Here is a 24639-nt window from a genome sequence, read left to right as displayed (position 1 = left end):
CCGAGCGCGCGCTGCTGGCGGGCTGGCCCGCGCTGCGCGAGGCCTACAGCGGCGAAGAGCATGTGGTCACGATCCGCGGCAAGGAGCTGCGCACCGGCCTCGTCACCACCACGCTGTCGGGCACACGCCTGTGCAAGGTGGCGCTGCCGCGCTTCACCGACGAGGGCGAGCTGCTGCGCTGGCTGATGCGCGAGAACCTGCCGGGCTATTTCCCCTACACCGCGGGCGTCTTTCCGTTCAAGCGCGAGAACGAGGATCCGACCCGGATGTTCGCCGGCGAGGGCGATGCCTTCCGCACCAATCGCCGCTTCAAGCTGGTCTCCGAAGGCATGCCGGCCAAGCGGCTGTCGACGGCATTCGATTCGGTGACGCTGTACGGCGAGGATCCGGACCTGCGTCCCGACATCTACGGCAAGGTCGGCAATTCGGGCGTCTCGATCGCGACGCTCGACGACATGAAGGTGCTGTACGACGGCTTCGACCTGATCGATCCGCAGACCTCGGTGTCGATGACGATCAACGGCCCGGCGCCGGCGATCCTCGCGATGTTCATGAATACCGCGATCGACCAGCAGCTCGAGCGCTTTCGCCGCGAGCAGGGCCGCGAGCCCGATGCCGGCGAGGCCGCGAAGATCCGCGCGATGGTGCTGCAGAACGTGCGCGGCACCGTGCAGGCCGACATCCTGAAGGAGGACCAGGGCCAGAACACCTGCATCTTCTCGACCGAGTTCTCGCTGAAGGTGATGGGCGACATCCAGCAGTACTTCGTCGATCATCAGGTGCGCAACTTCTACTCGGTGTCGATCTCCGGCTATCACATCGCCGAGGCCGGTGCGAATCCGATCTCGCAGCTGGCCTTCACGCTGGCCAACGGCTTCACCTATGTCGAGGCCTATCTGGCGCGCGGCATGCATATCGACGACTTCGCGCCCAACCTGTCGTTCTTCTTCTCGAACGGCATGGATCCGGAGTACAGCGTGCTGGGCCGCGTCGCGCGCCGCATCTGGGCCGTCACGCTGCGCGACAAGTACGGCGCCAACGAGCGCAGCCAGAAGCTGAAGTACCACATCCAGACCTCGGGCCGCTCGCTGCACGCGCAGGAGATCGACTTCAACGACATCCGCACCACGCTGCAGGCGCTGATCGCGATCTACGACAACTGCAATTCGCTGCATACCAACGCCTACGACGAGGCCATCACCACGCCGACGGCGGAATCGGTGCGGCGTGCGCTGGCGATCCAGCTGATCATCAATCGCGAATGGGGCGTCGCCAAGTGCGAGAACCCCAACCAGGGCAGCTTCCTGATCGAGGAGCTGACCGACCTGGTGGAGGAGGCGGTGCTGCAGGAGTTCGAGCGGATCGCCGAGCGCGGCGGCGTGCTCGGCGCGATGGAGACCGGCTACCAGCGCGCCAAGATCCAGGAAGAGTCGATGTATTACGAGCAGCGCAAGCACGACGGCTCGCTGCCGATCATCGGCGTCAACACCTTCCGCAATCCCGACGGCGATCCGACCCCGGCCACCTTGGAGCTGGCACGCTCCAGCGAGGACGAGAAGCAGAGCCAGCTGCAACGGCTGCAGGACTTCCACGCCCGCCATGCCGACGAGGCACCGGCGATGCTGGCGCGGCTGCGCCAGGCGGTGATCGACGACGAGAACGTGTTCGCGGTGCTGATGGACGCGGTGCGGGTCTGCTCGCTCGGGCAGATCACGCATGCGCTGTTCGAGGTCGGCGGACAGTATCGACGCAACATGTAGCGCTTGCCGAACGGCACGACAGCGCCGGGCCGCCGTGCCCGGCGCTGTCGTTTTCCGCGGCCATCGTCGCGCGCCGCAATTTCGCACGACCGTGCGTTAAACTCGCAGGCGGCGCCGCATTGCCGCCGCCACGCATTCCCGAACCGGAGCTCACGGTGTACGACCCGAACAATATCTTTGCCCGAATCCTGCGAGGCGAGCTGCCTTGCCACAAGGTCTACGAGGACGCCGACACGCTGGCCTTCATGGACATCATGCCGCAGTCCGACGGCCACGTGCTGGTGCTGCCCAAGGAGGCCGCCGCCGAGCTGTTCGAGCTGTCGGAAGGCGCCGCGCAGGCCGCGATCCGCACGACCCAGCGCATCGCGCGCGCGGTGCGGGACGCGTTCGAACCGGACGGCCTGTCGATCGGCCAGTTCAACGGCGCCGCCGCCGGCCAGACCGTGCCGCACGTGCATTTCCATATCGTGCCGCGCTACGCCGACCGCCCGCTGCGCGGCCACGCGAGCGAGCCGCAGGATCCGGCCGTGCTGCAGCAGCACGCGGCGCGCATCATCGCGGCGCTGGGCTGACGCCCGCGCGCGGCCCGACTGCACCTCCATCCCCGATCCATTCCTATTCCATTCGCAAGCAGGGAGACAGCATGACAATCCACACCGTCGGCATCATCGGCGCAGGCACCATGGGCAACGGCATCGCGCAGGCATGCGCGGTGGTCGGGCTCGATGTCGTGATGGTCGATATCAGCCAGGGCGCGGTCGACAAGGGCATCGCCACGATCGCCGGCAGCCTGGACCGGCTGATCAAGAAGGACAAGATCACCGAGGCCGACAAGAACGCCGCGCTCGCGCGCGTGCGCGGCTCGACCGCGTACGAGGACCTGAAGGCCGCGCAGATCGTGATCGAGGCCGCCACCGAGAACTACGAGCTCAAGCTCAAGATCCTGAAGCAAATCGATGCGCTGGTCGGCGACGACACCATCGTCGCGTCCAATACCTCGTCGATCTCGATCACCAAGCTGGCCGCGGCGATCAACCGGCCCGAGCGCTTCATCGGCATGCATTTCTTCAACCCGGTGCCGATGATGGCGCTGGTCGAGCTGATCCGCGGCCTGCAGACCAGCGACGCCACGCACGCGGCGGTCGAGCAGCTGTCGAAGCAGCTCGGCAAGTATCCGATCACGGTGAAGAACAGCCCGGGCTTCGTCGTCAACCGCATCCTCTGCCCGATGATCAACGAGGCCTTCTGCGTGCTCGGCGAGGGCCTGGCCTCGCCCGAAGAGATCGACGAGGGCATGAAGCTCGGATGCAATCATCCGATCGGCCCGCTGGCGCTGGCCGACATGATCGGGCTCGACACGATGCTGGCGGTGATGGAGGTGCTGTATGCCGAGTTCGCCGATCCGAAGTACCGGCCGGCGATGCTGATGCGCGAGATGGTGGCCGCCGGCTACCTCGGGCGCAAGACGGGACGCGGCGTCTACGTCTACAGCCAGAGCCGCTGACGCACCGGCCGCTGAAGTACCGCTGAAGTACGGCCGATAACCCACCGATCGGCTGCTCCGCGGACCGGCCCGCGTGCCGGTTCGCGTCTTTCCCTGTGCCCGTCCGCCTCGTCTTCCCGAACTTCCTCTCGCTTCGTTTCCCCTGTCCTCTCCACCATCCGCGTCCTGCACGAGCACGAGTACGCGCGAATGACGCTTCGCGCTCCGTGCCCGCCGCGTGGTGCCATTTCCATCGACAAAGAATCGGTCGCTTTCCGAAAAGTGGCCTCGTCGCGATCCGTACGATGACCGCCTCCACTCACCCTATGAGGATCGAAAGTCATGGCGACGTTTATCGGACAGGTGAAAAAGACGACGTACGATCAGTACTACCAGCACGTGCGAAGCAATCCAGGCGACTTCGTGGCGCGCGTCCTCGGACAGAAGGCCAGTGGGCCGGAGCCGAGCGGCCGATTCCAGATCGGCGAGGAGATCTTCACGCTGAAGCTGGTTACCAAGGGACAGACACGGCGGCTATGCATCGAGCGCCAGTTCGAGAACGGCGAATCGTTGGTGCAGACGCGGATCCGGCAGCTGATGGACTATCTGTTCTTCCGCAGCAGCACGCGCAGGATGGAGCGGGCGCTGCGCAGCGGATCCACCATCACGGCGGGCCTGGTCAAGGGCCTGCGCGGGCATGCCGATCGCGTTGTCGAAGAGCTGTGGCCGGGCTTCGAGGCACCGCTCGCCGAAGCCGGCGCGGCCGAACGGCGCGGCCAGGCGGCGTCGAACCGGCGCCCGATCTCCGAGCGCGCGCTGGGGACGCTGGTATCGCTGAACCCGGGAGAAATCGACGCATGGATCCGCTGTCCCGAAGAAGGTCCGGTGAGCCTGGAACAGATCGATCGCGGCAAGTCCAGGATCGAGGACGACATCCTGGTGCTGTCGTTCAAGAGCGGAGGCGATGCCATCGAGTTCCGGCTGCACGCCCGGGGTAGCGGCTCGCCCGAGCGCAAGCAGCGCGCCCGCCGCGACATGGAGCGCTTGCTGTCGATCGCCAGGGGTGACCGAGAGGATTGCGGTTACCGGAACATGGCCGAACTGATGGGCCGTTTCATGGTCGCGACGATCGAGGACGAAGCCCCGCGGCTGCTGGAACAGTGGGCGCGCGGCATCCTGTCGGATAACGAGAATCACGAAGTCAGGCCGCTGCTGATCTGCACGGTCAAGAAGGATGGCAGCCCGGAGTCGACGCGGGCGACGCGGCGGGCCCTGGCCCGCGCCGTCGACGAAGCCATGGCGTCGTGCCGGGCTTGCGCGGCACAGCGCTTCCAGGCGATCCTCAATGGGGTGTGCCGCGACAAGGCCGATCGGATCGTATCCGCGGTGCTCGATGCACGCGCGAGCCTGATCGAGGCGATCCAGCAGAAGGCCAAGCCCTTTGTCGCCGGACAGCGGCTCGCCGCGTTCGTGCGCCAGGTCGTGCAGGAACGCGGTGTGTCGGCCGCCGCGGCGCAGGCGCTGCACGACGACCGCCCGGCTGGCGCGGCCTTGCCCGAGGGCGTGCGACTGGCGCGCTTCACCCGCAAGCCGGGGCTGCTCGATTGGATCTCGGGCGAGCGGACTCACGAGGAGGTGCTGGCGGTCGCATCGCGCAAGGATGGCGAGGCGTTGCGCTTCGTGCCGCAGGGACGGCCGAGCCTGGCGAAGTGGGCATGGAAGACCATCCGCCTGGCCGAGGTGCCCAAACATATCGAAGGCGATGCCAAGGCATTGCATCAGACGGTATTCGACGTTTCGCTGGGCCAGTTCTACCAGAGGGAGATCGTTCCGCTGCTCCACGACAGCGTGCGCCGGCTACAGAGCCAATTTGCCTTCGAGTGGAAAGCCGAAGAAGACGTGCCGACCGAGCTGTTGCTCAGGCTGACGTCCAGTCTGCGAATCGGCAATACGACCTGCGGCTACCTCCATCGCTGGGCGGGCGAAGCGGCCGGGGCAGGCGGTGCCGGGGGACCGTCCGCGGAGCGCGTCGTCGTGGCCGACGAGATCGAGGTGGTTTCCGGTCCGATCGCCGAGCAGCCGATCTCGCCGCAACAGGCCGCGGCGTACGTGCTGAGGCAGGAACTGAAGTCCGTGGTCCCCCCGGTCGCCACGGTGGCGGAGACGGACTGCGAAAAGCCCGTCACGGTCTACACCGACGGCAAGTTCGAGTCCTTGCATCAGTTTGACCTGGACGCGCCGCGCAAGCCGAACGATCGCCCGCAGCGGCATCCGGTGGACAAGGGCAAATCGCCGAACCCTCAGCAGCCAGCCGCATCGCCTTCCTCCACGTCTTCCACGTCTTCCACGTCCTCCACGGCTTCCACGTCCTCCACGGCTTCCACGTCCTCCACGGCTTCCACACCTGCCACATCTTCCACGCCTGCCACGGTGCCGCCGTCCGCGCCGCCGCTGCCCGAACGGGTGCCAGCCGGGCAAACGGCGCCGGTCTGAATCCGATGCCTCACTCGCCGTACTGGCGCAATCCTTCGAGATCGAGCACCTCGATCTCGCCATAGTCGACCCGAACCAGGCCTTGCTGCTCCAATACCTTCAGGGCCTGGTTCGCCCGCTGCCGCGAAATGCCGGCCAGCAGTCCGATCTCTTCCTGCGAAATTTCCAGCTTGGTGCCGATGCCCGGATACAGGTGCTCGTTGAACAGCGACGACACCGCCCGCGCGACGCGCGAGTCGATATCGAGCAGCCGCTCGTATTCGACCGCGGCGATGAACTGGCCGAGCCGCTCGTTGAGCTGCGTCAGCAGGAAGCGCGTGAACGGCAGGCTGGTATCGAGCAGCCATTGGAAGGTCTCCCGCGGCAGGAAGGCGATGCGCGAATGGCGCAGCGCCATCACGTCGTACTTGCGGATCTCCTGCTTGAGGGCGGCCCCTTCGCCGAACCAGCCGCCGGTCGGCACGCCGGTGAAGGTCACCGACTTGCCCGATGGCGACACCGTCGTGATCTTGACGATCCCCTCCAGCACGCCGAGCCAGTGCTCGGCCATCTCGCCCTTGTGGCAGACGTAGTCGCCGGGGTTGTATTCGCGCACGAACATGGCCTGCCGCACCCGCTGGCGCTGTTCGTCGCTGAGGTCGGCGGCCCAGATGCACCGGTCCAGAAAGTCGTTGAGCATGCCTGCTAGGCTCCGGTCGGGAGTCCGGCGAGGACTCCGCTAGGGATTAACCCGGAATTGTCACCGACGTGACAACCGGGGGGAGGGGCATCGGCTATCTTACGTTCACCACGGACCGACCCGCGCGCAAAGGCGCGGCCACGATATCCCTGGCGCGCCGCGGCCGTCTGGCCGGCGGGCGACCAGCGGCAAGTATAACGATCGGCACCGGCGCTTGGCACCGGCGGGAACCCACCCGCCGGAGGGACAGGAGACAGCGATGCAGGACAGGTCGGCAACGACCTTCCCGCGACTGCTGCTGGCGCATGCGCAGCAGCGGCCGGATCATCCGGCCTATCGCGAGAAGGATCTCGGTATCTGGCAGACGAGCAGCTGGTCGCAGGCGGCGCAAGAGGTACGCGCACTGGCCTGCGGGCTGGCGGCGCTCGGCTTCGGCCGCGGCATGAACCTGGCGGTGGTCGGCGACAACCGTCCGCGGCTGTACTGGGCCATGACCGCCGCCCAGGCGCTGGGCGGCGTGCCGGTGCCGCTGTATCAGGACGCGATCGCCAGCGAAATGGTCTACGTGCTGCGCGACGCCGAGATCGCGTTCGCGGTGGTCGAGGACCAGGAGCAGGTCGACAAGCTGCTCGAGGTCGAGCAGGACCTGGCCGCGCAGGGCGGTGCGGTGCGCCACCTGATCTATGAAGACCCGCGCGGGCTGCGCGACTACGACCATCCGTCGCTGATGTCGTATGAGCGCCTGCAGGAGATCGGCCGCGAATACGACCGCGCGCATCCGGGCTTCTTCGACCAGGCCGTGGCGGCCGGCGATCCGGACGATACGGCGATCATCCTGTACACCTCGGGCACCACCGGCAAGCCCAAGGGCGTCTGCCATTCGCACCGCGGCCTGATCGGCGCGGCGATGCATGGCTGCGAATTCGACCGGCTCGGCCCCGACGACGATGTGCTGTCGTACCTGCCGATGGCCTGGGTCGGCGACAACCTGTTCTCGTACGCGCAGGCGCTGGCCGCGGGCTTTACCGTCAACTGCCCCGAGTCGCGCGAGACCGTGATGACCGATCTGCGCGAGATCGGTCCGACCTATTACTTCGCGCCGCCGCGCATCTACGAAAGCCTGCTGACGCAGGTGATGATCCGCATGGAGGATGCCGGCTGGCTCAAGCGCAAGCTGTTCGACCGGGCCATGGCCGTGGCGCGCCGCTGCGGCGCGGACATCCTGGATCGCCGTCCGGTGCCGCTGCTCGAGCGGATGCGCTACGCGCTCGGCGAATGGCTGGTCTACGGCCCGCTGCGCAATGTGCTCGGCATGAGCCGCATCCGCGTGGCCTATACCGCGGGCGAGGCGATCGGCCCGGACCTGTTCCGCTTCTATCGCTCGATCGGCATCAACCTGAAGCAGTTCTACGGCCAGACCGAGACCTGCGCCTATGTCTGCCTGCAGCCCGACGGCCAGGTCAAGTTCGACTCGGTCGGCCCGGCCGCGCCCGGCATGGAGATCCGCATCGCCGACAACGGCGAGGTGCTGGTGCGCGGCGTGGGTCTGCTCAAGGCGTACTACAAGCGCGACGATGCGACGCGCGAGGCGATCAACGACGACGGCTACTTCATGACCGGCGACGCCGGCGTGATCGACGCCGACGGCCATCTGAAGATCATCGATCGCGCCAAGGACGTCGGCAAGCTGGCCGACGGTTCGATGTTCGCGCCCAAGTACATCGAGAACAAGCTCAAGTTCTTCCCCTACATCAAGGAGGCGGTGGCGTTCGGCACCGGCCGCGACCGCGTCTGCGCCTTCGTCAACATCGACTTCGAGGCGGTCGGCAACTGGGCCGAACGGCGCCATCTGCCGTACGCGGGCTATATCGACCTGGCCGCGCAGCCGCAGGTGATCGAGCTGATCACCGGATGCGTGGAGCAGGTCAATGCGGACCTGGCCAAGGATCCGGCGCTGTCCGGCTCGCAGATCGCGCGCTTCCTGATCCTGCACAAGGAGCTCGATCCGGACGACGACGAACTGACCCGCACGCGCAAGGTGCGCCGCGGCTTCATCGCGGAGAAGTACGCGGTGCTGATCGACGCGCTGTATGCCGGCCGCGCGGAGCAGTTCATCGAGACGCGCGTCAAGTTCGAGGACGGGCGCGAAGGCAGCGTCAGCGCGACGCTGAAACTGGTGGATGCCCGGCGCTTCCCGCCGGCGGCAGCGGCGCAGGCCGCGACGGCAACGCAGGTCGGCGCCGCGACGCCCGCCGAGCAAGCGGCATAGCAGGGGCAGGAGGATGACGCAGATGGCGTGGCAAGGCGTGGAGCGGCGGGCCGACGGCTCGCCTGAATGGTCCGGCGCAGGGGCAGGGCCCGGGACACAGCAAGCCGGCGAGCCGCTGGCCGAAGGCGGCGTGGCGATCGAGGCGGAGTCGAAGTCGAACCAGCGTGCGACAGGGGCGACAGCGACGCGGCATGGCGAGGTGATCCTCGATCTGCAGCATATCTCGCTGTCGTTCGGTGGCGTCAAGGCGCTGACCGACATCTCGTTCGACGTCCGGGAGCACGAGATCCGCGCGATCATCGGCCCGAACGGCGCCGGCAAGAGTTCGATGCTGAACGTGATCAACGGCGTCTATCACCCGCAGCAGGGACGCATCGTGTTCCGCGGCGAGGAGCGGCGCAAGATGCATCCGACCGCCGCCGCGCGCCAGGGCATCGCCCGCACGTTCCAGAACATCGCGCTGTTCAAGGGCATGACCGTGCTCGACAACATCATGACCGGGCGCAACACGCGCTTTCGCTCCGGGCTGCTGGCCAACGCGCTGTGGTGGGGACCGGCCCGCAACGAGGAGATCGCGCACCGGCGCAAGGTCGAGGAGGTGATCGACTTCCTCGAGATCCAGTCGATCCGCAAGACGCCGGTGGGGCGCCTGCCCTACGGCCTGCAGAAGCGCGTCGAACTGGCGCGCGCGCTGGCGGCGGAGCCCTCGCTGCTGCTGCTGGACGAACCGATGGCGGGCATGAACGTCGAGGAGAAGCAGGACATGTGCCGCTTCATCCTGGACGTCAACCAGCAGTTCGGCACCACCATCGTGCTGATCGAGCACGACATGGGCGTGGTGATGGACATCTCCGACCGCGTGGTGGTGCTCGACTACGGCAAGAAGATCGGCGACGGCACGCCCGAGCAGGTCAAGTCCAACCCCGAGGTGATCCGCGCCTACCTGGGCGCGTCGCACTGAACGGCATCGCCCACTTGCGCAACGCTGACTCCTGTCCTTCACCGAGGCCACGCCGATGACCTTCTTCTTCGAAATCCTGCTCGGCGGACTGCTGTCCGGGCTGATGTACTCGCTGGTGGCGCTCGGCTTCGTGCTGATCTACAAGGCCTCCGGCGTGTTCAATTTCGCGCAGGGCGCGATGGTCTACTTCGCCGCGCTGGCCGTGGTCGGGCTGATGGACAAGGGCATGCCGATGTGGGCGGCCGTGATCGGCGCCTTCTTCGTGATGACGCTGGTCGGCATCGGCACCGAACGCTTCGTGCTGCGCAAGCTGGTCAACCAGCCGCCGATCACGCTGTTCATGGCGACCATCGGCCTGTCGTTCTTCCTCGAGGGGCTGGGGCCGCTGCTGTTCGGCAACGAGGTGCGGCCGATCCAGCTGGGCATCGTCGACGAGCCGATCGAGGCGATCCTGACCCGCTTCAATATCGTGATCTCGAAGTTCGACCTGGCCGCGGCGGCGATCGCCGGCGTGCTGGTCGCCACGCTGGCGCTGTTCTTCCAGTACACCAAGGTCGGCCGCGCGCTGCGCGCGGTGGCCGACGACCACCAGGCCGCGCTGTCGCTGGGCATTCCGCTGCAGAACATCTGGGCCATCGTCTGGGGCGTGGCCGGCTTCGTCGCGCTGGTGGCCGGCATGCTGTGGGGCTCGCGCAATGGCGTGCAGTTCGCGCTGACGCTGACCGCGCTGAAGGCACTGCCGGTGCTGATCCTCGGCGGCTTCACCTCGGTGCCGGGCGCGATCGTCGGCGGGCTGATCATCGGCGCCTCGGAGAAGCTGGCCGAGATCTATATCCCGCCGGTGTTCCAGTCGATGTTCGGCGGCAACTTCGGCGGCATCGAGGGCTGGTTCCCCTATGTGTTCGCGCTGCTGTTCCTGCTGGTGCGGCCCGAGGGGCTGTTCGGCGAAAAGCATATCGACCGCGTGTGACGGTCCCCAACGATCCAGCGGCACGACGCCAGGGAGTCGCCCATGTTCTATCGTGAAGCCGGCCAGTTCAAGACCGACTATGTCGCCGACAGCCAGATCTTTCCGATCCGGCAGGACCGCATCGGCTTCGCCGTGCTGCTCGCGCTCGCCTTCGTCGGCGTGCCGCTGATCGGCAGCGAGTACTGGTTCTCGGCGATCCTGATCCCCTTCCTGATCTTCTCGCTGGCCGCGCTGGGGCTGAACATCCTGACCGGCTACGCGGGCCAGCTGTCGCTGGGCACCGCGGCCTTCATGGCGGTCGGCGCCTACGCGGCCTACAACTTCCAGCTGCGCATCGAGGGACTGCCGGTGCTGCTGACGTTCGTGCTGGCCGGGCTGTCGGCCGCCCTGGTCGGCGTGGCCTTCGGCCTGCCCTCGCTGCGGATCAAGGGCTTCTATCTGGCGGTGGCGACGCTGGCCGCGCAGTTCTTCGTGGTGTGGGCGCTGACCAAGTTCCCCTGGTTCTCGAACAACAGCTCGTCGGGCGTGATCACCGCGCAGCAGCTGGACCTGTTCGGCCTGCCGATCGACACGCCGATGCGCAAGTACCTGTTCGTGCTGGCGATCGTCACGGTGCTGGCGCTGATCGCCAAGAACCTGGTGCGCTCGTCGACCGGACGCGCATGGATGTCGGTGCGCGACATGGACGTGGCGGCCGAGGTCATCGGCATTCCGCTGATGCGCACCAAGCTGCTGGCCTTCGCCGTCAGCTCGTTCTACTGCGGCGTGGCCGGCGCGCTGTACGCGTTCTGCTACCTGGGCTCGGTCGAGCCGGACGGCTTCTCGCTGGACCTGTCGTTCCGCGTGCTGTTCATGATCATCATCGGCGGCGTCGGCAGCATCCTCGGTTCCTTCCTCGGCGCCGCGTTCATCCTGCTGCTGCCGATCCTGCTCGACAACATGCTGCCGCCGCTGGCCGCGCTGCTGCACCTGCCGTTCACCAATGCGACGGTCTCGCACATCCAGATGATGGTGTTCGGCGGCCTGATCATCTTCTTCCTGATCGTCGAGCCGCACGGCCTGGCTCGGCTGTGGCAGATCGGCAAGGAGAAGCTGCGGCTGTGGCCGTTCCCGCATTGACGCCGTGTCGACGGGGCACGCGTCGGTGTCATGCAAACGGGTCGTTGGACAACAACGCCATAACAATGCACCTGCCAAGGTGAAGGAGACAGTGATGAGCAACCTGATTCGCAATGCCCAGCGCGTCGCGCTGGCAGTCGGCGCGGCCGCCGCGCTGCTGGTGCCGGCGCTGCCGGCGCAGGCCCAGAGCGGCGAGCAGTTCATCGCGCTGCCGAGCTACCGGGTCGGGCCGTATGGCGCCAACGGGCAGTCCTGGTACGGCGGCTTTATCGACTATCTGAACTACGTCAACCTGAAGGAAGGCGGCGTCAACGGCGTCAAGCTCAGCTGGGAAGAGTGCGAGACCGAGTACAACAACGCCAAGGGCGTCGAATGCTATGAGCGCCTGAAGGGCAAGAACCCGACCACCAAGGGCACCGCCTACCATTCGATGTCGACCGGCATCTCGTACGCGCTGGTCGACAAGACGGCGGCCGACAAGGTGCCGCTGGTGATGATGGGCTATGGCCGCACCGACGCGGTGGACGGCTCGGTGTTCCCCTACGCCTTCCCGCTGGTGACGACCTACCAGATGCAGGTTTCGGCGATCGTCAAGTACCTGGCCGGCAAGAGCGGCGGTTCGCTGGCCGGCAAGAAGATCGTCTACCTGTACCACGACTCGGCCTATGGCAAGGAGCCGATCGTCGCGCTGCAGGCCGAGGCCAAGCTCGGCAAGTTCGACCTGATCGAGATCCCGGTCGCGCATCCGGGCAACGAGCAGGGCGCGCAATGGCTGCGCATCCGCCAGGAGCGGCCCGACTACGTGATCTTCTGGGGCTGGGGCGTGATGAACCAGACCGCGCTGAAGGCCGCGCAGAAGGTCGGCTATCCGCGCGACAAGATGATCGGCTCGTGGTGGGCCGGCTCCGAGGAAGACACCGTGCCCGCGGGCGACGCCGCCAAGGGCTACATGAGCGCGACCTGGAACGTGGCCGGCAAGGGCGTGCCGCTGATCGCCGATATCGAGAAGGTGGTCTACGGCGGCGGCAAGGGCAATATGCAGGACCGCAACAAGATCGGCTCGGTGCTGTACAACCGCGGCGTGTCGGCGGCGGTGGTCACGGTCGAGGCCATTCGCGTCGCGCAGAACAAGTTCGGCAAGGGCAAGCCGATGAGCGGCGAGCAGATGCGCTGGGCCTTCGAGAACCTGAACCTGACCAACGCGCGGCTGCAGCAGCTCGGCGCCACCGGCCTGCTGCCGGAGATCAAGACCAGCTGCGAAAACCACGAGGGTTCGGGCAAGGTCAAGATCCAGCAATGGGACGGCGCCAAGTGGACCGTGGTGTCGGACTGGATCGAGGGCAACAAGAGCCTGATCCACCCGCTGTTCAAGGCCAACGCGGCGCAGTACGCGAAGGAGAAGGGCATCACGCCGGCTTGCGCGAAGTCGTGATGGGCCGATCCCGCGCGTTCCGCTGAACAGGCGGGTGTTCCCCCTCTCCCCCTCAGGGGGAGAGGGCCGGGGAGAGGGAGGTGGTTTTCGGGCGCGCAGGCATGGCCATCGCCCTTGCCCTCTCCCCCGCCCCTCTCCCGCAAGCGGGAGAGGGGAGAAGACCCCAGGGCATGCGTGCGCCCAGTCCGCCGACACCATCGCGCGCGATATCACTACCGAGGTCACCATGACCCTGCTGTCCATCAACAACATCGAAGTGATCTACGACCACGTGATCCTGGTGCTCAAGGGCGTGTCGCTCGACGTGCCGGAGGGCAGCATCGTCGCGCTGCTGGGGGCCAACGGGGCGGGCAAGACCACCACGCTGAAGGCGATCTCGAACCTGTTGCGCGCCGAGCGCGGCGACGTGACCAAGGGGTCGATCGAATACCGCGGCGCGCGCGTCGACCAGCTGACGCCGAACGATCTGGTCAAGCGCGGCGTGATCCAGGTGATGGAAGGCCGGCACTGCTTCGCTCACCTGACCATCGAGGAAAACCTGCTGACCGGCGCCTATACGCGCGGGCTCTCGCGCGGCGAAACGCGCGACGAGCTCGACAAGATCTACACCTACTTCCCCCGCCTGAAGACCCGGCGCAAGTCGCAGGCCGGCTATACCTCGGGCGGCGAGCAGCAGATGTGCGCGATCGGCCGGGCCATGATGGCCAAGCCCAACATGGTGCTGCTCGACGAGCCGTCGATGGGGCTGGCGCCGCAGATCGTCGAGGAGATCTTCGAGATCGTGCGCGACCTGAACCAGCGCGAGCGCGTCAGCTTCCTGCTGGCCGAGCAGAACACGATGGTCGCGCTGCGCTATGCCGACTACGGCTACATCCTCGAGAACGGCCGCGTGGTGATGGATGGCGCCGCCGAGGCGCTGCGCACCAACGAGGACGTCAAGGAGTTCTACCTCGGCGTGGCCGCCAACGATGCCGACGGCGGCGGCCGCAAGTCGTTCCGCGACGTCAAGAGCTACCGCCGGCGCAAGCGCTGGCTCGCCTGAGCGGCAACCATCCTTAACGACATCCGTCACCCATGTCAGAACACTTCGACGCTCTCGAGACGCGCGACCCCGCCGCGCGCGAACAGTCCCTGCTGGCCGCGCTGTCGCGCCAGGTCGCGCATGCCAGAACGCACGCGCCGTACTTCGCCGAGGCGCTGCGCGATGTCGATCCGCGGGCGCTGACCTCGCGCGAGGCGCTGGCCGCGCTGCCGGTCACGCGCAAGGCGCAGCTCGGCGCGCTGCAGCAGGCCAGCGGTCCGCTCGGCGGGCTCAACGCGACGCCGCTGGGCGCGCTGCGCCATATCTACCAATCGCCCGGGCCGCTGCACGAACCCGACGGCCACGGGCCCGACTGGTGGCGCACCGCGCGTGCGATGTTCGCCGCAGGATTTCGCCGCGGCGAGCTGGTCTACAACACCTTCTCGTATCACTTCACGCCGGCCGGCATGATGATGGAAACCGGTGCGCACCGGCTGGGCTGCTGCGTGTTTCCGGCCGGCGTCGGCCAGACCGAATCGCAGGTGCAGGCGCTGTCGATGCTGCGGCCCGCGGCCTACGCCGGCACGCCGTCCTTCCTGAAGATCCTGCTCGAACGCGGCGCCGAGCTCGGCCAGCCATGCAGCCTGGCCAAGGCGCTGGTGTCGGGCGAGGCGCTGCCGCCTTCGCTGCGCGCGTGGTTCGTCGAGCGCGGCATCAAGGTGCACCAGATGTATGGCACCGCCGATGTCGGGCTGATCGCCTATGAGAGCGAGGGCGCCGACGGCTGGGTGGTCGACGAGGGCGTGCTGGTCGAGATCGTCGAACCGGGTGGCACGCGGCCGATGCCGGAGGGTGAGGTCGGCGAAGTGGTGGTCACGGTGCTGGGCAACGAGGACTATCCGCTGATCCGCTTCGGCACCGGCGACCTGTCCGCCGTCGTGCCGGGCTCGTCGACGACGCCGAGCCCCTGCGGGCGCACCAATATCCGGCTGCGCGGCTGGCTGGGCCGCGCCGACCAGACCACCAAGGTCAAGGGGATGTTCGTCCATCCGGGCCAGATCGGGGAGGTGATGCGCCGCCATCCCGAGCTGCGCGCCGTGCGGCTGGTGGTGACCGGCGCGCCGGGCGCGGACGTGATGACGCTGCATTGCGACGCCACGCGGGACGATCAAGGGCTGGCCGATGCGATCGCCGTGTCGATGCGCGACGTGATGCGGCTCAAGGGCGAGGTGAAGTTCGTGCCGGCCGGTTCGCTGCCGCAGGACGGCAAGGTCATCGAGGACGCGCGCAGCTACGACTGAGCGCGTCCAACGGGGCGCGCGTTCAGCGGCGCCGCGGCGGTTCCGGATCGGCCGGCGGCGCGGCCGATGCGGGCCCATAGCCGCCGCGCGGCCGGGTCGGCAGGTACAGCAGATAGGCCGTCGCCACGACGCCGATCGCCAGCAGCGCGATCGAGAATGCCGGCCTGGCGCGCAGCAGCCAGGCCGTGGTCGGCAGCGAGATCCACATCATCCCGATCGCCAGGATCTTGGCGCGCAGCGGGATGCTGCGGTGGCGCTGCCAGTCGTGCACGATCGGCCCGAGCCGGGGATGGCTCATCAGCCAGTCGTGGAAGCGTTCGGAGCCGCGCGCGAAGCAGGCCGCGGCCAGCAGCACGAACGGCGTGGCGGGCAGCACCGGCAGGAAGATGCCGAGCACCGCCAGCACCATGCAGACGATGCCGAGCGTGGCCCAGGCCGCGCGCACCAGGCGTTCGCGGCGGCTGCGCCGGACCTCGGCAATGACGACAGGGGGTTTATCCAGCGGGGAATCTCCAGCGGTCTGCGGGGACGACCGCGTCCGCGGTGGCGGAGGCGGTCAGCAGGCGGCGCACAGGCGTGCCTTGGCCGCATCGTACTCGGCCTTCATCCGCGCGACAATCTCGCCGGCCGACTGGATCGCGTCGATCTGCCCGACGCCCTGGCCCGCGCCCCAAATGTCCTTCCACGCCTTGGCCTTCGAGCTGCCGCTGGAGAAGTCCATCTTGCTCTTGTCGGCCTGCGGCAGGTTTTCCGGATCGAGCCCCGAATTGAGGATGCTCTCGCGGATGTAGTTGCCGTGCACGCCGGTGAACAGGTTGGTGTAGACGATGTCGGCGGCGGCCGCATCGGTGATCGAGCGCTTGTAGGCCTCGCTGGCATGCGCTTCCTGCGAAGCGATGAAGCGCGTGCCGACATAGGCGAAGTCGGCGCCCATCGCCTGCGCCGCCAGCACCGCGTCCCCGGTGGCGATCGAGCCCGACAGCGCGATCGGGCCGTCGAAGATGCGCCGCACCTCGCCGACCAGCGCGAACGGCGACAGCGTGCCGGCATGCCCGCCGGCACCGGCCGCGACCAGGATCAGGCCGTCGACGCCGGCCTCGATCGCCTTCTCGGCATGGCGCAGGTTGATCACGTCGTGCAGCACGATGCCGCCATAGCTGTGCACCGCGTCGATCATCTCCTTGACCGGCGCGCGCAGCGAGGTGATGAAGATCGGCACCTTGTGCTCGACGCAGACGCGCACGTCCTGCTCCAGCCGGGCATTCGACGCATGCACGATCTGGTTGACCGCAATGGGCCCGACCGTGGCGTCGGGGTTGGCCGCGCGGAACGCCGCCAGTTCCTGCTGCATCTGCGTCAGCCATTCGTCGAGCAGCTCGGCCGGGCGCGCGTTCAGCGCCGGAAACGAACCGACGATGCCGGCCTTGCATTGCGCCAGCACCAGTTCGGGATAGCTGACGATGAACATCGGCGACGCGATCACGGGCAGCGTCAGGTTCTGCAGGGCGGCGGGAATCTGTTTGGCGGCGGGCATGGTGTCTCCTGGACCTCGGAAGCGATGCGTGGCACCGGCTTTTTTTGAACGATCGTTCGATTATAGGAAAGCTGCGCGAGGCGACGGTAGGGCAACGGTAGAGGCCCCAGTCTAGCGCCCGGTAATCGGCGATGAACCAAAAAAAAGCCCCGCGTCCGGGGCGGGGCAATTACCACGAAGACTGATACATCGACGGCGGGCACCTGCCAATGCCGGAACCGTCAACGGCATGGTAGAGCGGCAATATGACGATCCGGGGACGACCCGGTGACGTCTCGGTGAAGCGGCAAAAGCGTCGGTGCAACGGGTTGCGCCCGGACGTGCCTACACCCGCTGCAGCAGCAGCCCCTTCAGATATTCGCCCTCGGGGAAGGCCGCCAGCATCGGATGGTCGGTGCCGGCCGACAGCCGCTGCAGGATGCGCGCATCGACGCGCGCGTCGGTGGCGGCGCCGGCCACGATCTTGTGAAACAGCTCCATGCCGATCGCGCCCGAGCATGAATAGGTGAACAGCAGACCGCCCGGCCGCAGCAGCTGCATGCCGACCAGATTGATTTCCTTGTAGGCGCGCGCGGCGCGGTCGATATGCTGGGCCGACGGCGCGAACTTGGGCGGATCCAGCACGATCAGGTCGAACTGCCGGCCCTCGGCGCGGAACTGCCGCAGCGACTTGAACACGTCCGCGTCGAGCCACGTCGCACGGCCCGCATCGAAGCCGTTCAGCGCGACATTGCCCTCGGCAATCTTCAGCGCCTCGCCCGACGAATCGATCGACACGACCGACGCCGCGCCGCCGCGCAGCGCCGCCAGCGAGAAGCCGCCGGTGTAGCAGAAGCAGTTCAGCACCTCGCGCCCTTCGGCGAGGTCGCCGACCAGCTTGCGGTTGTCGCGCTGGTCGACATAGAAGCCGGTCTTGTGGCCGTTGCGGACATCGACGTAGTAGCGCACGCCATGCTCGGTCACCGACAGCTCGGGGTCGGGGTCGGCGCCGGCCAGCACGCCGGTCACCAGCTCCAGCCCTTCGCGCTCGCGCACCGCGGCGTCGGAGCGCTCGTAGACGTTGGGGCAACCGGTCTCCCTGACCAGCGCCTGCACGATCGCGTCCTTCCACTGCTCGACGCCGGCGGCATTGAACTGGCAGACCAGTTGCGCCTGCTCGGCGCCGCGCCCGGCGCCGTAGTAGTCGACCACCAGCCCGGGCAGACGGTCGGCCTCGCCGAACACCAGCCGCACCGCGTCGCTGTCGCTGACCCACTGGCGGCGATGGGCGACCGCCGCGGCGACGCGGCGCTTGATCAGCGCATGGTCGACCGGCTCGTTCTCGTCGAAGGTCCAGACGCGTGCGCGGATCTGCGAGTGCGGACTGTAGGCGGCCTTGGCGAGAAAGCGGCCGTCGGCGGCGCGTACGGTGATGGTGGCGCCTGGCTCGGCGCGGCCCTCGACGCGGTCGACGCCGGTCGCATAGATCCAGGGATGGCGGCGCAGCAGGGACTTCTCCTTGCCGGGCTTCAGGGTCAGGGTATTCATGATTCAGGGAAGAGGGACCGCGCATCGGCGGCCTCGAGATTCACCGCGCGGGTGGCTCCCCTCTCCCGCCTGCGGGAGAGGGGCCGGGGGGGGGGAGGGCGGCAGCAGTGGCCAAGGCCGAAGGCGTTACAGCACCACCTTGACCATCGGATGCGCGGTCAGCGCGCGATACAGGTCGTCGAGCTGCTCGCGGCTGGTGACCCAGACCGTCACGGTCAGGCCAAGATAGTTGCCGTTGCGCGACGGGCGCATCTCCATCTTGCCGGCGTGGAAGCCCGGATCGAATTCCTGCACCAGCGTGACGATGGCCTCGGCGAAGCCATCCTGCATCGCGCCCATCACCTTGATGGGGAAATCGCTCGGGTACTCGATCAGCGAAGGCCGGTCGGACCCGTTGTCGGTGTTGTCGGCGCTCATGGCGGCGGCCTCCTTGTTGCTTGTTACTTGCGCTTGAACCACAGGCGGATGGTGTCCCAGATGCGGCCGAAGAAGCCGGCCTCCGGCACCTCCTCCAGCGCGACCACCGGGAATTCCGCCACCTTGGTGGTGCCGTCCATCAGCTTGACGGTGCCGACCTGCTGGCCGGCCGAGATCGGCGCCACCAGCAGCTCCTGCCGCTCCAGCACCGGCTTCAGACGGCCCGCGGTGCCCTTGGGCACGGTGACGTAGGTCTCGTCGCGGACGCCGATCTTGATGGTGTCGTTGCTGCCCTTGTAGATGTCCGGCGTGGCCAGTACCTGGCCCTTGTCGTAGAGGCGCAGCGTGTCGAAGAACTGGAAGCCGTAGTTCAGCACCTTCAGGCTTTCCTGGGTGCGGACCTGTTCGCTGGTGGTGCCGATCACGATCGAGATCAGGCGGCGCGAGCCGTTCGGCACGTTGGCCAGCGGGCGCTTGGCCGAGGAAATCAGGCAGTAGCCCGCCGAGCGGGTGTGGCCGGTCTTGACGCCGTCCACGGTCGAATCGATGTACAGCAGGCGGTTGCGGTTGGGCTGCTTGATCTTGTTATAGGTGAACTCCTTTTGCGAGTACATGCCGTAGTACTCGGGGAAGTCCTGGATCAGGCGCGTCGTCAGGATCGCCAGATCGGCCGCGGTGGTGTAGTGGTTCGGGTCGGGAATGCCGTCGGTATTCGTGAAGTGCGTGCTCTTCATGCCCATGCGCTGGGCCTCGCGGTTCATCATCGCGACGAAGCCTTCCTCGGAGCCGCCAACGGCCTCGGCCAGTGCCAGCGCGGCGTCGTTGCCCGACTGCACGATCAGGCCCATCAGCAGGTCCTGCACCGTGACCGGCTTGTTCGGCTCGATGAACATGCGCGACTCGTCGCTCTTGACCTTCAGAACGACATTGGTCGGCACCACGGCCTGGTCCAGCGTCAGCCGCTTTTCCTTCAGCGCCTGGAAGGCCAGGTAGGCGGTCATGATCTTGGTCAGCGAAGCCGGCTCGATGCGGGCGTCGGCATTCTGCGAGCCGAGCGCCTGCCCGCTGGTGACGTCGTAGAGCATCCACGCCTTGGCTGCCACCTGCGGCATCGGCACGGCCTGCGCGCGCACCGTCAGCGGTGCGCTGGCGAGCGCGAGCACGGCGGCGCTGGCCAGCAGGGTATGGGCGATGCGGTGGGAGAACAGCGGCGAAGCTTGATTGAACATGTTTTCAGGTTCCGACAAGAAAGAAAGGGCAGCGTCGCGCCGCCACGCGGACGTGGCGGCGGGGCATGGAGCGGCGGCCACGGATCGCCGTGGCCGCCCGCTCAATGCCCGGGCTCAGCGCTGCCACGCATTGACGACGAGCTGCTTGATCAGATGCAGCTTGCGATGGAAGAAATGGTCGGCGCCGGGAATCACCGTGACCGGCAGCTCCTGCGGCCGCGCCCAGTCGAGCACGCTGGCGAGCGGCACGGTCTCGTCCTGCTCGCCGTGGATCACGATGGTGTCGGCGGGAACGTCGGCGACCTGCCAGCGCGAGGCCGCGGTGCCGACCATCGCCAGCCGTTCGGCCGGCGTGCCGGCCTCGGCGAGGCGCCGCGCCACATGGCTGACGACGAAGCTGCCGAACGAGAAGCCGGCCAGCGCCAGCGGCAGCGTGGCCGCGTCGGCGGACCAGTCGCGCTGCTGGCGCATCCAGTCGATCACCGCCAGCAGATCGTCCTGCTCGCCCTGGCCGTTGTCGTGCTCGCCGGCGGTGCCGCCGACGCCGCGGAAGTTCGGCCGCACGGTGGCGTAGCCCAGCTGCACGAAGGCACGGGCCAGCGTCTGCGCGACCTTGTTGTCCTTGGTGCCGCCGAACAGCGGATGCGGGTGGCCGACCAGCGCAAGGCCGCGCACCGGGGCGGCCTGCGGCAGGTCGACCGACACGTCGATCGCGCCGGCGGGTCCGGCAACGGTGAGTACCTGGGTATGCGCGTTCATGGCAGGAAGGGCGGAAATCCGGGAACGAAAGGGAGCGTGGGCGGCGGCTGGCAGCGGGATGGCGACGGATGCGGTCCGAGCGCGGCGCTCAGCGATCCACCATCAGGCGTTCGACCGGCTTGCCGTGGATCAGATGGCTGTCGATGATTTCGTCGATGTCCTGCTCGTCGACGAATGTGTACCAAACGGCCTCCGGGTAGACCACCAGTACCGGACCGAGTTCACAGCGGTTCAGGCAGCCCGCCTTGTTGATCCGCACGCGGCCCTCGCCGCCGGCGATGCCCAGCTCCTTGCAGCGCTTCTTGGCGTATTCCTGCATCGCCTTGGCGTTGTGGTTGGCGCAGCAGTTTTCGCCCGGCTCGCGCTGATTCAGGCAGAAGAAGACGTGGTGCTGGTAGTAGCTGCTCATGCGTGGGAGGGCGCGGCACGCTCGGCTGGGCCGCGCGGGCGGCTGGGCGCCGGTCGGAACGGTGGGAAGCTCGGAATTATACGGCGAGCCGGGGGCCGTTTCGACCGCATGGCGGCGTCTGCAGGGCGCCGCCGTGGCGGGAGTTAGCTATGGCGCACAACAAGCGCCGGTCCGACGCCCGCGTCGCAGGCCCGGCGTAACGGGTGTCCGCAGGCTACGCCCGCGCTACGGCCCCTACGGCCGGCTCATCGCCACATATTGCGCATCCGCGCGGCCAGGTCGACCGCCGGCAGCGACGCGCGCTGGGGCGCCGCGTCGACCGGCGGAGGCGGCGGCCACGCGCGGCTGTGGAAATGCGGCATCACGCGATTGGGCAGGAAGCGCGTGCGCGACGCATACACGTGGCGGTCGCCCATGCCGGGCTGCTGATGCACGTAGAAGCGCTGCGGCACCACGATATCGAGATGGTCGCGTGCGCGCGTCATCGCGACATAGAGCAGCCGGCGCTCTTCCTCGATCTCCTCGGTGGTGCCGGTGGCGAGATCCGACGGCAGGCAGCCGTCGACCGCGTTCAGCACGTAGACCGCCTTCCACTCCTGGCCCTTGGCCGAATGGATCGTCGACAGGATCAGATAGTCCTCGTCGCGCAGCGGCACGCCCGATTCGTCGCTGGAGGCATCGGGCGGGTCCAGCGTCAGCTCGGTCAGGAAGCGTTCGCGCGAGCCGTAGGTCGCGGCGATGCGCGCCAACTGCTGCAGGTCGGCGGCGCGCGCGGCGGCATCGTCGTGCAACCGTTCCAGATGCGGCTCGTACCAGCGCAGCACGCGTTCGAAGTCGACCGGCCATGCCGCCGCGGGGGCCATCGCCTCGCGCGCCAGCGCGACCAGTTCGGTCCATGCCTCGGCGGCCGCCGGCGGCGCTTCGAACGATTCCAGTGCGAACAGCGGATCGCTGGCGAGCTCCAGCCCGTCGAGCACGCGCGCCGCGGTCTTGGGCCCGACGCCCGGCATCAGCTGCAGCGTGCGAAAGCCCGCCATGCGGTCGCGCGGATTCTCGAGCCAGCGCAGCGCCGCCAGCATGTCCTTGACGTGGGTCGACTCGAGGAATTTGAGTCCGCCGAACTTGACGAACGGAATGTTGCGGCGGACCAGCTCCAGTTCGAGCTGCGCGCTGTGGTCGGCGGCACGGAACAGCACCGCCTGCGCCATCAGCGCCAGCCCTTCCTCGCGCCGCGCGAGAATCCGCTCGACCACGAAGCGCGCCTGCTCGGTCTCGTCGTTGACCACCACCACGCCGGGCTTCTCGGCGCTGGCGCGGTCCGACCACAGGTCCTTGGTGAAGCGCTCGGCCGCCAGCCCGATCACCGCGTTGGCCGCGGCCAGGATCGGCTGCGTCGAGCGGTAGTTGCGCGACAGCGTGACCTGTCCCGCCGGTGGCGAGAAGCGGTGCGGGAAGTCGAGGATGTTGCGTACGGTGGCGCCGCGGAACGCGTAGATCGATTGCGCATCGTCGCCGACCACGGTCAGGCCGCGGCCGTCGGGCTTGAGCGACAGCAGGATCGCCGCCTGCAGCGCATTGGTGTCCTGGTATTCGTCGACCAGCACGTGGTCGAAGCGCTCGCCCATGTCGCGCGCCAGCGCCGGCTCGGCCAGCGCCTGTGCCCAGTACAGCAGCAGGTCGTCGTAGTCGAGCACCTGCTGCTTCTGCTTGGCCTCGACATAGCCGGCGAATAGCGTGCGCAGCGCGTCGACCCACATCGCGTAGCGCGGGAACTGGCGCTGCAGCACCTCTTCGAGCGGCAACTGCGTGTTGACCACGCGCGAATAGATCGCCAGGCAGGTTTCCTTGCGCGGAAAGCGGGCGTTCTGCGCCGACAGGCCGAGGTCGTGCCGCACCACGTTGATCAGGTCGGCCGAATCGCCGCGGTCGCTGATCGTGAACGAGGGCGACAGGCCCAGCGTCTCCGCGTATTCGCGCAGCAGCCGCGCGCCGATCGCGTGGAAGGTGCCGGCCCATTGCAGCGCCGCGCGGCCAGGATTGGCCGACGACGTGGCGCCGTTGCGGGCGGCGAAGGCCTGGTCGACGATGCGCTCGACGCGCCGGCCCATCTCGACCGCGGCGCGCCGCGAGAACGTCAGCAGCAGGATGCGCCGCGGATCGGCGCCGCCCAGCAGCAGGTGCGCGACGCGGTGCGCCAGCGTATTGGTCTTGCCCGAGCCCGCGCCGGCGATGATCAGCAGCGGCTGGTCGGTCGGGTGCTCGACCGCTTCACGCTGCTCGGGATTGAGCGCGGCGAGATAGTCGACCGGATCGGCCGGGTCGGCCGGGGCGGCGGCGGGTGCAGGAGCGAGAGCGACGGACACAGTGGCGAGCGAGGGCGAAAACCGGAAATGTTCGCCGCAGACTGTATATCCATACAGATGTGTTGGGCAAGCGGGGGATGGTTGAAGGGGCGAGAGGGGCGCTTTTGGCGTGGTAGCGCCGGAGTTGCCCTCTCCCCCGGCCCCTCTCGCGAGCGGGCGAGAGGAGCAAGCCGGCAGCCTTGTCGAACGCCTGCGGCCAGCTATCTCGCCCGCCTTCGCGAGAGCCTTGCCGAATGCCTACTGGGTTCTCCCTCTCCCGTTTGCGGGAGAGGGTTGGGGAGAGGGCAAGCGGCGCCGGCATACCGCGGCCGCCCCTTCCCAGTCAGCGCATCAAACCGCCTTGCCCAGTGCCTCGTCCAGCAGCTTGTGCAGGCTGTCCCATTCCGGCTCGCCGACATAGCGCTTCAGGATGCGCCCGTCCTTGTCCACCACGAAGGTGGTCGGCGTCAGCTGCACGTCGCCGAAGGCCTTGGCCGCGGAGCCGTCCGAATCGAGCGCGACCTTGAACGGCAGCTTGCGCGTCTCGGTGAAATTGGTCACGTACATCGGCGGGTCATAGCTCATCGCCACGGCGACGAACTCGAGGCCCTTGTCCTTGAACTGCTGATAGGTGCGCACCATGTCCGGCATCTCCTTGACGCAGGTGGTGCAGCTGGTGGCCCAGAAGTTGACCATATAGACCTTGCCCTGCAGCTGCGCGGTGCTGACGCGCTCGCCGGACAGCAGCACGAAGGTCGCTTGCGGCGCGTGCCGGGCCGGGGTCAACGCGCGGTAGCCTAACCAGCCGAGCAGGACCAGTACCAGCAGGCCCGCGACCAGCGGCCAGCGCTTGCGGGCAGAGGCGGGACGTTCCGGTTGGGAGGCGGACGAAGTCATGATGGGCCGACCGAAGGAGGGAGAAACCGCCATTCTA

At 67.6% G+C, this 24639-nt stretch carries 21 protein-coding genes; 11 read left to right on the top strand and 10 right to left on the bottom strand.

Features of this window, described 5'->3' with window-relative positions; translation table 11 throughout:
* The 4 genes from B551_RS18915 to B551_RS18900 all read left to right on the top strand — a co-directional run.
* A partial coding sequence (locus B551_RS18915) for a methylmalonyl-CoA mutase family protein (RefSeq protein WP_023264792.1) occupies nucleotides 1-1760 on the top strand: 1760 nt, incomplete at its 5' end.
* Nucleotides 1761-1915: 155 nt separating this feature from the next.
* Nucleotides 1916-2332 carry an HIT family protein gene (locus tag B551_RS18910; protein ID WP_023264791.1) on the top strand — a complete coding sequence of 139 codons (417 nt, stop codon included), beginning with the start codon at nucleotides 1916-1918 and terminating at the stop codon, nucleotides 2330-2332.
* Between the two features lie 71 nt (nucleotides 2333-2403).
* Nucleotides 2404-3264, top strand: a complete 861-nt coding sequence (locus tag B551_RS18905; protein ID WP_006578654.1) for a 3-hydroxybutyryl-CoA dehydrogenase — start codon at nucleotides 2404-2406, stop codon at nucleotides 3262-3264.
* A 612-nt stretch (nucleotides 3265-3876) separates the two neighbouring features.
* Nucleotides 3877-5736, top strand: a complete 1860-nt coding sequence (locus B551_RS18900; protein ID WP_157072037.1) for a hypothetical protein — start codon at nucleotides 3877-3879, stop codon at nucleotides 5734-5736.
* Between the two features lie 10 nt (nucleotides 5737-5746).
* On the opposite strand, the gene B551_RS18895 is transcribed toward B551_RS18900, so the two are convergent.
* On the bottom strand, nucleotides 5747-6415 hold the full coding sequence (locus B551_RS18895) for a Crp/Fnr family transcriptional regulator (protein WP_006578248.1): 669 nt from the start codon (nucleotides 6413-6415) through the stop codon (nucleotides 5747-5749).
* Nucleotides 6416-6674: 259 nt separating this feature from the next.
* On the opposite strand from B551_RS18895, the gene B551_RS18890 reads away from it, so the two are divergent.
* The 7 genes from B551_RS18890 to B551_RS18860 all read left to right on the top strand — a co-directional run bounded on the left by B551_RS18890 (nucleotide 6675) and on the right by B551_RS18860 (nucleotide 15488).
* A complete protein-coding gene (locus B551_RS18890) occupies nucleotides 6675-8684 on the top strand; it encodes a long-chain fatty acid--CoA ligase (protein ID WP_006578247.1) in 2010 nt (669 codons plus the stop codon).
* Between the two features lie 13 nt (nucleotides 8685-8697).
* Nucleotides 8698-9645 (top strand): ABC transporter ATP-binding protein, encoded by a 948-nt coding sequence (locus tag B551_RS18885; protein ID WP_006578246.1) that lies wholly within the window; start codon nucleotides 8698-8700, stop codon nucleotides 9643-9645.
* Between the two features lie 55 nt (nucleotides 9646-9700).
* The gene (locus B551_RS18880) at nucleotides 9701-10615 is read left to right on the top strand and encodes a branched-chain amino acid ABC transporter permease (RefSeq protein ID WP_006578245.1); all 915 of its coding nucleotides are present in this window, start codon (nucleotides 9701-9703) and stop codon (nucleotides 10613-10615) included.
* Nucleotides 10616-10657: 42 nt separating this feature from the next.
* On the top strand, nucleotides 10658-11734 hold the full coding sequence (locus B551_RS18875) for a branched-chain amino acid ABC transporter permease (RefSeq protein ID WP_006578244.1): 1077 nt from the start codon (nucleotides 10658-10660) through the stop codon (nucleotides 11732-11734).
* 94 nt (nucleotides 11735-11828) lie between these two features.
* Nucleotides 11829-13166: an ABC transporter substrate-binding protein gene (locus B551_RS18870; protein ID WP_023264789.1), complete on the top strand. Its 1338-nt coding sequence runs from the start codon at nucleotides 11829-11831 to the stop codon at nucleotides 13164-13166.
* A gap of 226 nt (nucleotides 13167-13392) precedes the next feature.
* Complete coding sequence (locus B551_RS18865) at nucleotides 13393-14208, top strand: ABC transporter ATP-binding protein (protein WP_006578243.1); 816 nt, start codon at nucleotides 13393-13395, stop codon at nucleotides 14206-14208.
* A gap of 32 nt (nucleotides 14209-14240) precedes the next feature.
* Nucleotides 14241-15488: a phenylacetate--CoA ligase family protein gene (locus tag B551_RS18860; protein ID WP_006578242.1), complete on the top strand. Its 1248-nt coding sequence runs from the start codon at nucleotides 14241-14243 to the stop codon at nucleotides 15486-15488.
* A gap of 22 nt (nucleotides 15489-15510) precedes the next feature.
* On the opposite strand, the gene B551_RS18855 is transcribed toward B551_RS18860, so the two are convergent.
* The 9 genes from B551_RS18855 to B551_RS18815 form a co-directional block, all read right to left on the bottom strand.
* Nucleotides 15511-15933: a YbaN family protein gene (locus tag B551_RS18855; RefSeq protein ID WP_006578241.1), complete on the bottom strand. Its 423-nt coding sequence runs from the start codon at nucleotides 15931-15933 to the stop codon at nucleotides 15511-15513.
* Nucleotides 15934-16044: 111 nt separating this feature from the next.
* Nucleotides 16045-17022, bottom strand: a complete 978-nt coding sequence (locus B551_RS18850) for a nitronate monooxygenase family protein (protein ID WP_023264788.1) — start codon at nucleotides 17020-17022, stop codon at nucleotides 16045-16047.
* Nucleotides 17023-17346: 324 nt separating this feature from the next.
* Nucleotides 17347-18549: a class I SAM-dependent rRNA methyltransferase gene (locus B551_RS18845; RefSeq protein ID WP_006578240.1), complete on the bottom strand. Its 1203-nt coding sequence runs from the start codon at nucleotides 18547-18549 to the stop codon at nucleotides 17347-17349.
* A gap of 126 nt (nucleotides 18550-18675) precedes the next feature.
* On the bottom strand, nucleotides 18676-18966 hold the full coding sequence (locus B551_RS18840) for a DUF493 family protein (protein ID WP_023264787.1): 291 nt from the start codon (nucleotides 18964-18966) through the stop codon (nucleotides 18676-18678).
* Between the two features lie 23 nt (nucleotides 18967-18989).
* Nucleotides 18990-20195 (bottom strand): D-alanyl-D-alanine carboxypeptidase family protein, encoded by a 1206-nt coding sequence (locus B551_RS18835; protein WP_023264786.1) that lies wholly within the window; start codon nucleotides 20193-20195, stop codon nucleotides 18990-18992.
* A 114-nt stretch (nucleotides 20196-20309) separates the two neighbouring features.
* Complete coding sequence (locus tag B551_RS18830) at nucleotides 20310-20954, bottom strand: alpha/beta hydrolase (protein WP_006578239.1); 645 nt, start codon at nucleotides 20952-20954, stop codon at nucleotides 20310-20312.
* 88 nt (nucleotides 20955-21042) lie between these two features.
* On the bottom strand, nucleotides 21043-21363 hold the full coding sequence (locus tag B551_RS18825; RefSeq protein ID WP_006578238.1) for a ferredoxin: 321 nt from the start codon (nucleotides 21361-21363) through the stop codon (nucleotides 21043-21045).
* Nucleotides 21364-21608: 245 nt separating this feature from the next.
* Nucleotides 21609-23726 carry an ATP-dependent helicase gene (locus B551_RS18820; protein WP_023264785.1) on the bottom strand — a complete coding sequence of 706 codons (2118 nt, stop codon included), beginning with the start codon at nucleotides 23724-23726 and terminating at the stop codon, nucleotides 21609-21611.
* Nucleotides 23727-24056: 330 nt separating this feature from the next.
* Nucleotides 24057-24602: a TlpA disulfide reductase family protein gene (locus B551_RS18815; RefSeq protein ID WP_006578237.1), complete on the bottom strand. Its 546-nt coding sequence runs from the start codon at nucleotides 24600-24602 to the stop codon at nucleotides 24057-24059.
* Nucleotides 24603-24639: the final 37 nt, after the last annotated feature.

Origin of the sequence: Cupriavidus sp. HPC(L), from assembly GCF_000307735.3 — a bacterium.
Lineage (GTDB): Bacteria > Pseudomonadota > Gammaproteobacteria > Burkholderiales > Burkholderiaceae > Cupriavidus.
Note: the sequence above shows the minus strand (reverse complement) of the source record. Positions and strands in the feature narration are given on the sequence as shown.

What these genes read in the sequence shown, in the direction of transcription:
- B551_RS18840 (WP_023264787.1), bottom strand. Translation starts at nt 18,966, where the DNA reads ATGAGCGCCGACAACACCGACAACGGGTCCGACCGGCCTTCGCTGATC.
- B551_RS18895 (WP_006578248.1), bottom strand. Translation starts at nt 6,415, where the DNA reads ATGCTCAACGACTTTCTGGACCGGTGCATCTGGGCCGCCGACCTCAGC.
- B551_RS18825 (WP_006578238.1), bottom strand. Translation starts at nt 21,363, where the DNA reads ATGAGCAGCTACTACCAGCACCACGTCTTCTTCTGCCTGAATCAGCGC.
- B551_RS18830 (WP_006578239.1), bottom strand. Translation starts at nt 20,954, where the DNA reads ATGAACGCGCATACCCAGGTACTCACCGTTGCCGGACCCGCCGGCGCG.
- B551_RS18885 (WP_006578246.1), top strand. Translation starts at nt 8,698, where the DNA reads ATGACGCAGATGGCGTGGCAAGGCGTGGAGCGGCGGGCCGACGGCTCG.
- B551_RS18890 (WP_006578247.1), top strand. Translation starts at nt 6,675, where the DNA reads ATGCAGGACAGGTCGGCAACGACCTTCCCGCGACTGCTGCTGGCGCAT.
- B551_RS18850 (WP_023264788.1), bottom strand. Translation starts at nt 17,022, where the DNA reads ATGCCCGCCGCCAAACAGATTCCCGCCGCCCTGCAGAACCTGACGCTG.
- B551_RS18865 (WP_006578243.1), top strand. Translation starts at nt 13,393, where the DNA reads ATGACCCTGCTGTCCATCAACAACATCGAAGTGATCTACGACCACGTG.
- B551_RS18835 (WP_023264786.1), bottom strand. Translation starts at nt 20,195, where the DNA reads ATGTTCAATCAAGCTTCGCCGCTGTTCTCCCACCGCATCGCCCATACC.
- B551_RS18845 (WP_006578240.1), bottom strand. Translation starts at nt 18,549, where the DNA reads ATGAATACCCTGACCCTGAAGCCCGGCAAGGAGAAGTCCCTGCTGCGC.
- B551_RS18880 (WP_006578245.1), top strand. Translation starts at nt 9,701, where the DNA reads ATGACCTTCTTCTTCGAAATCCTGCTCGGCGGACTGCTGTCCGGGCTG.
- B551_RS18860 (WP_006578242.1), top strand. Translation starts at nt 14,241, where the DNA reads ATGTCAGAACACTTCGACGCTCTCGAGACGCGCGACCCCGCCGCGCGC.
- B551_RS18870 (WP_023264789.1), top strand. Translation starts at nt 11,829, where the DNA reads ATGAGCAACCTGATTCGCAATGCCCAGCGCGTCGCGCTGGCAGTCGGC.
- B551_RS18875 (WP_006578244.1), top strand. Translation starts at nt 10,658, where the DNA reads ATGTTCTATCGTGAAGCCGGCCAGTTCAAGACCGACTATGTCGCCGAC.
- B551_RS18905 (WP_006578654.1), top strand. Translation starts at nt 2,404, where the DNA reads ATGACAATCCACACCGTCGGCATCATCGGCGCAGGCACCATGGGCAAC.
- B551_RS18900 (WP_157072037.1), top strand. Translation starts at nt 3,877, where the DNA reads ATGGAGCGGGCGCTGCGCAGCGGATCCACCATCACGGCGGGCCTGGTC.
- B551_RS18815 (WP_006578237.1), bottom strand. Translation starts at nt 24,602, where the DNA reads ATGACTTCGTCCGCCTCCCAACCGGAACGTCCCGCCTCTGCCCGCAAG.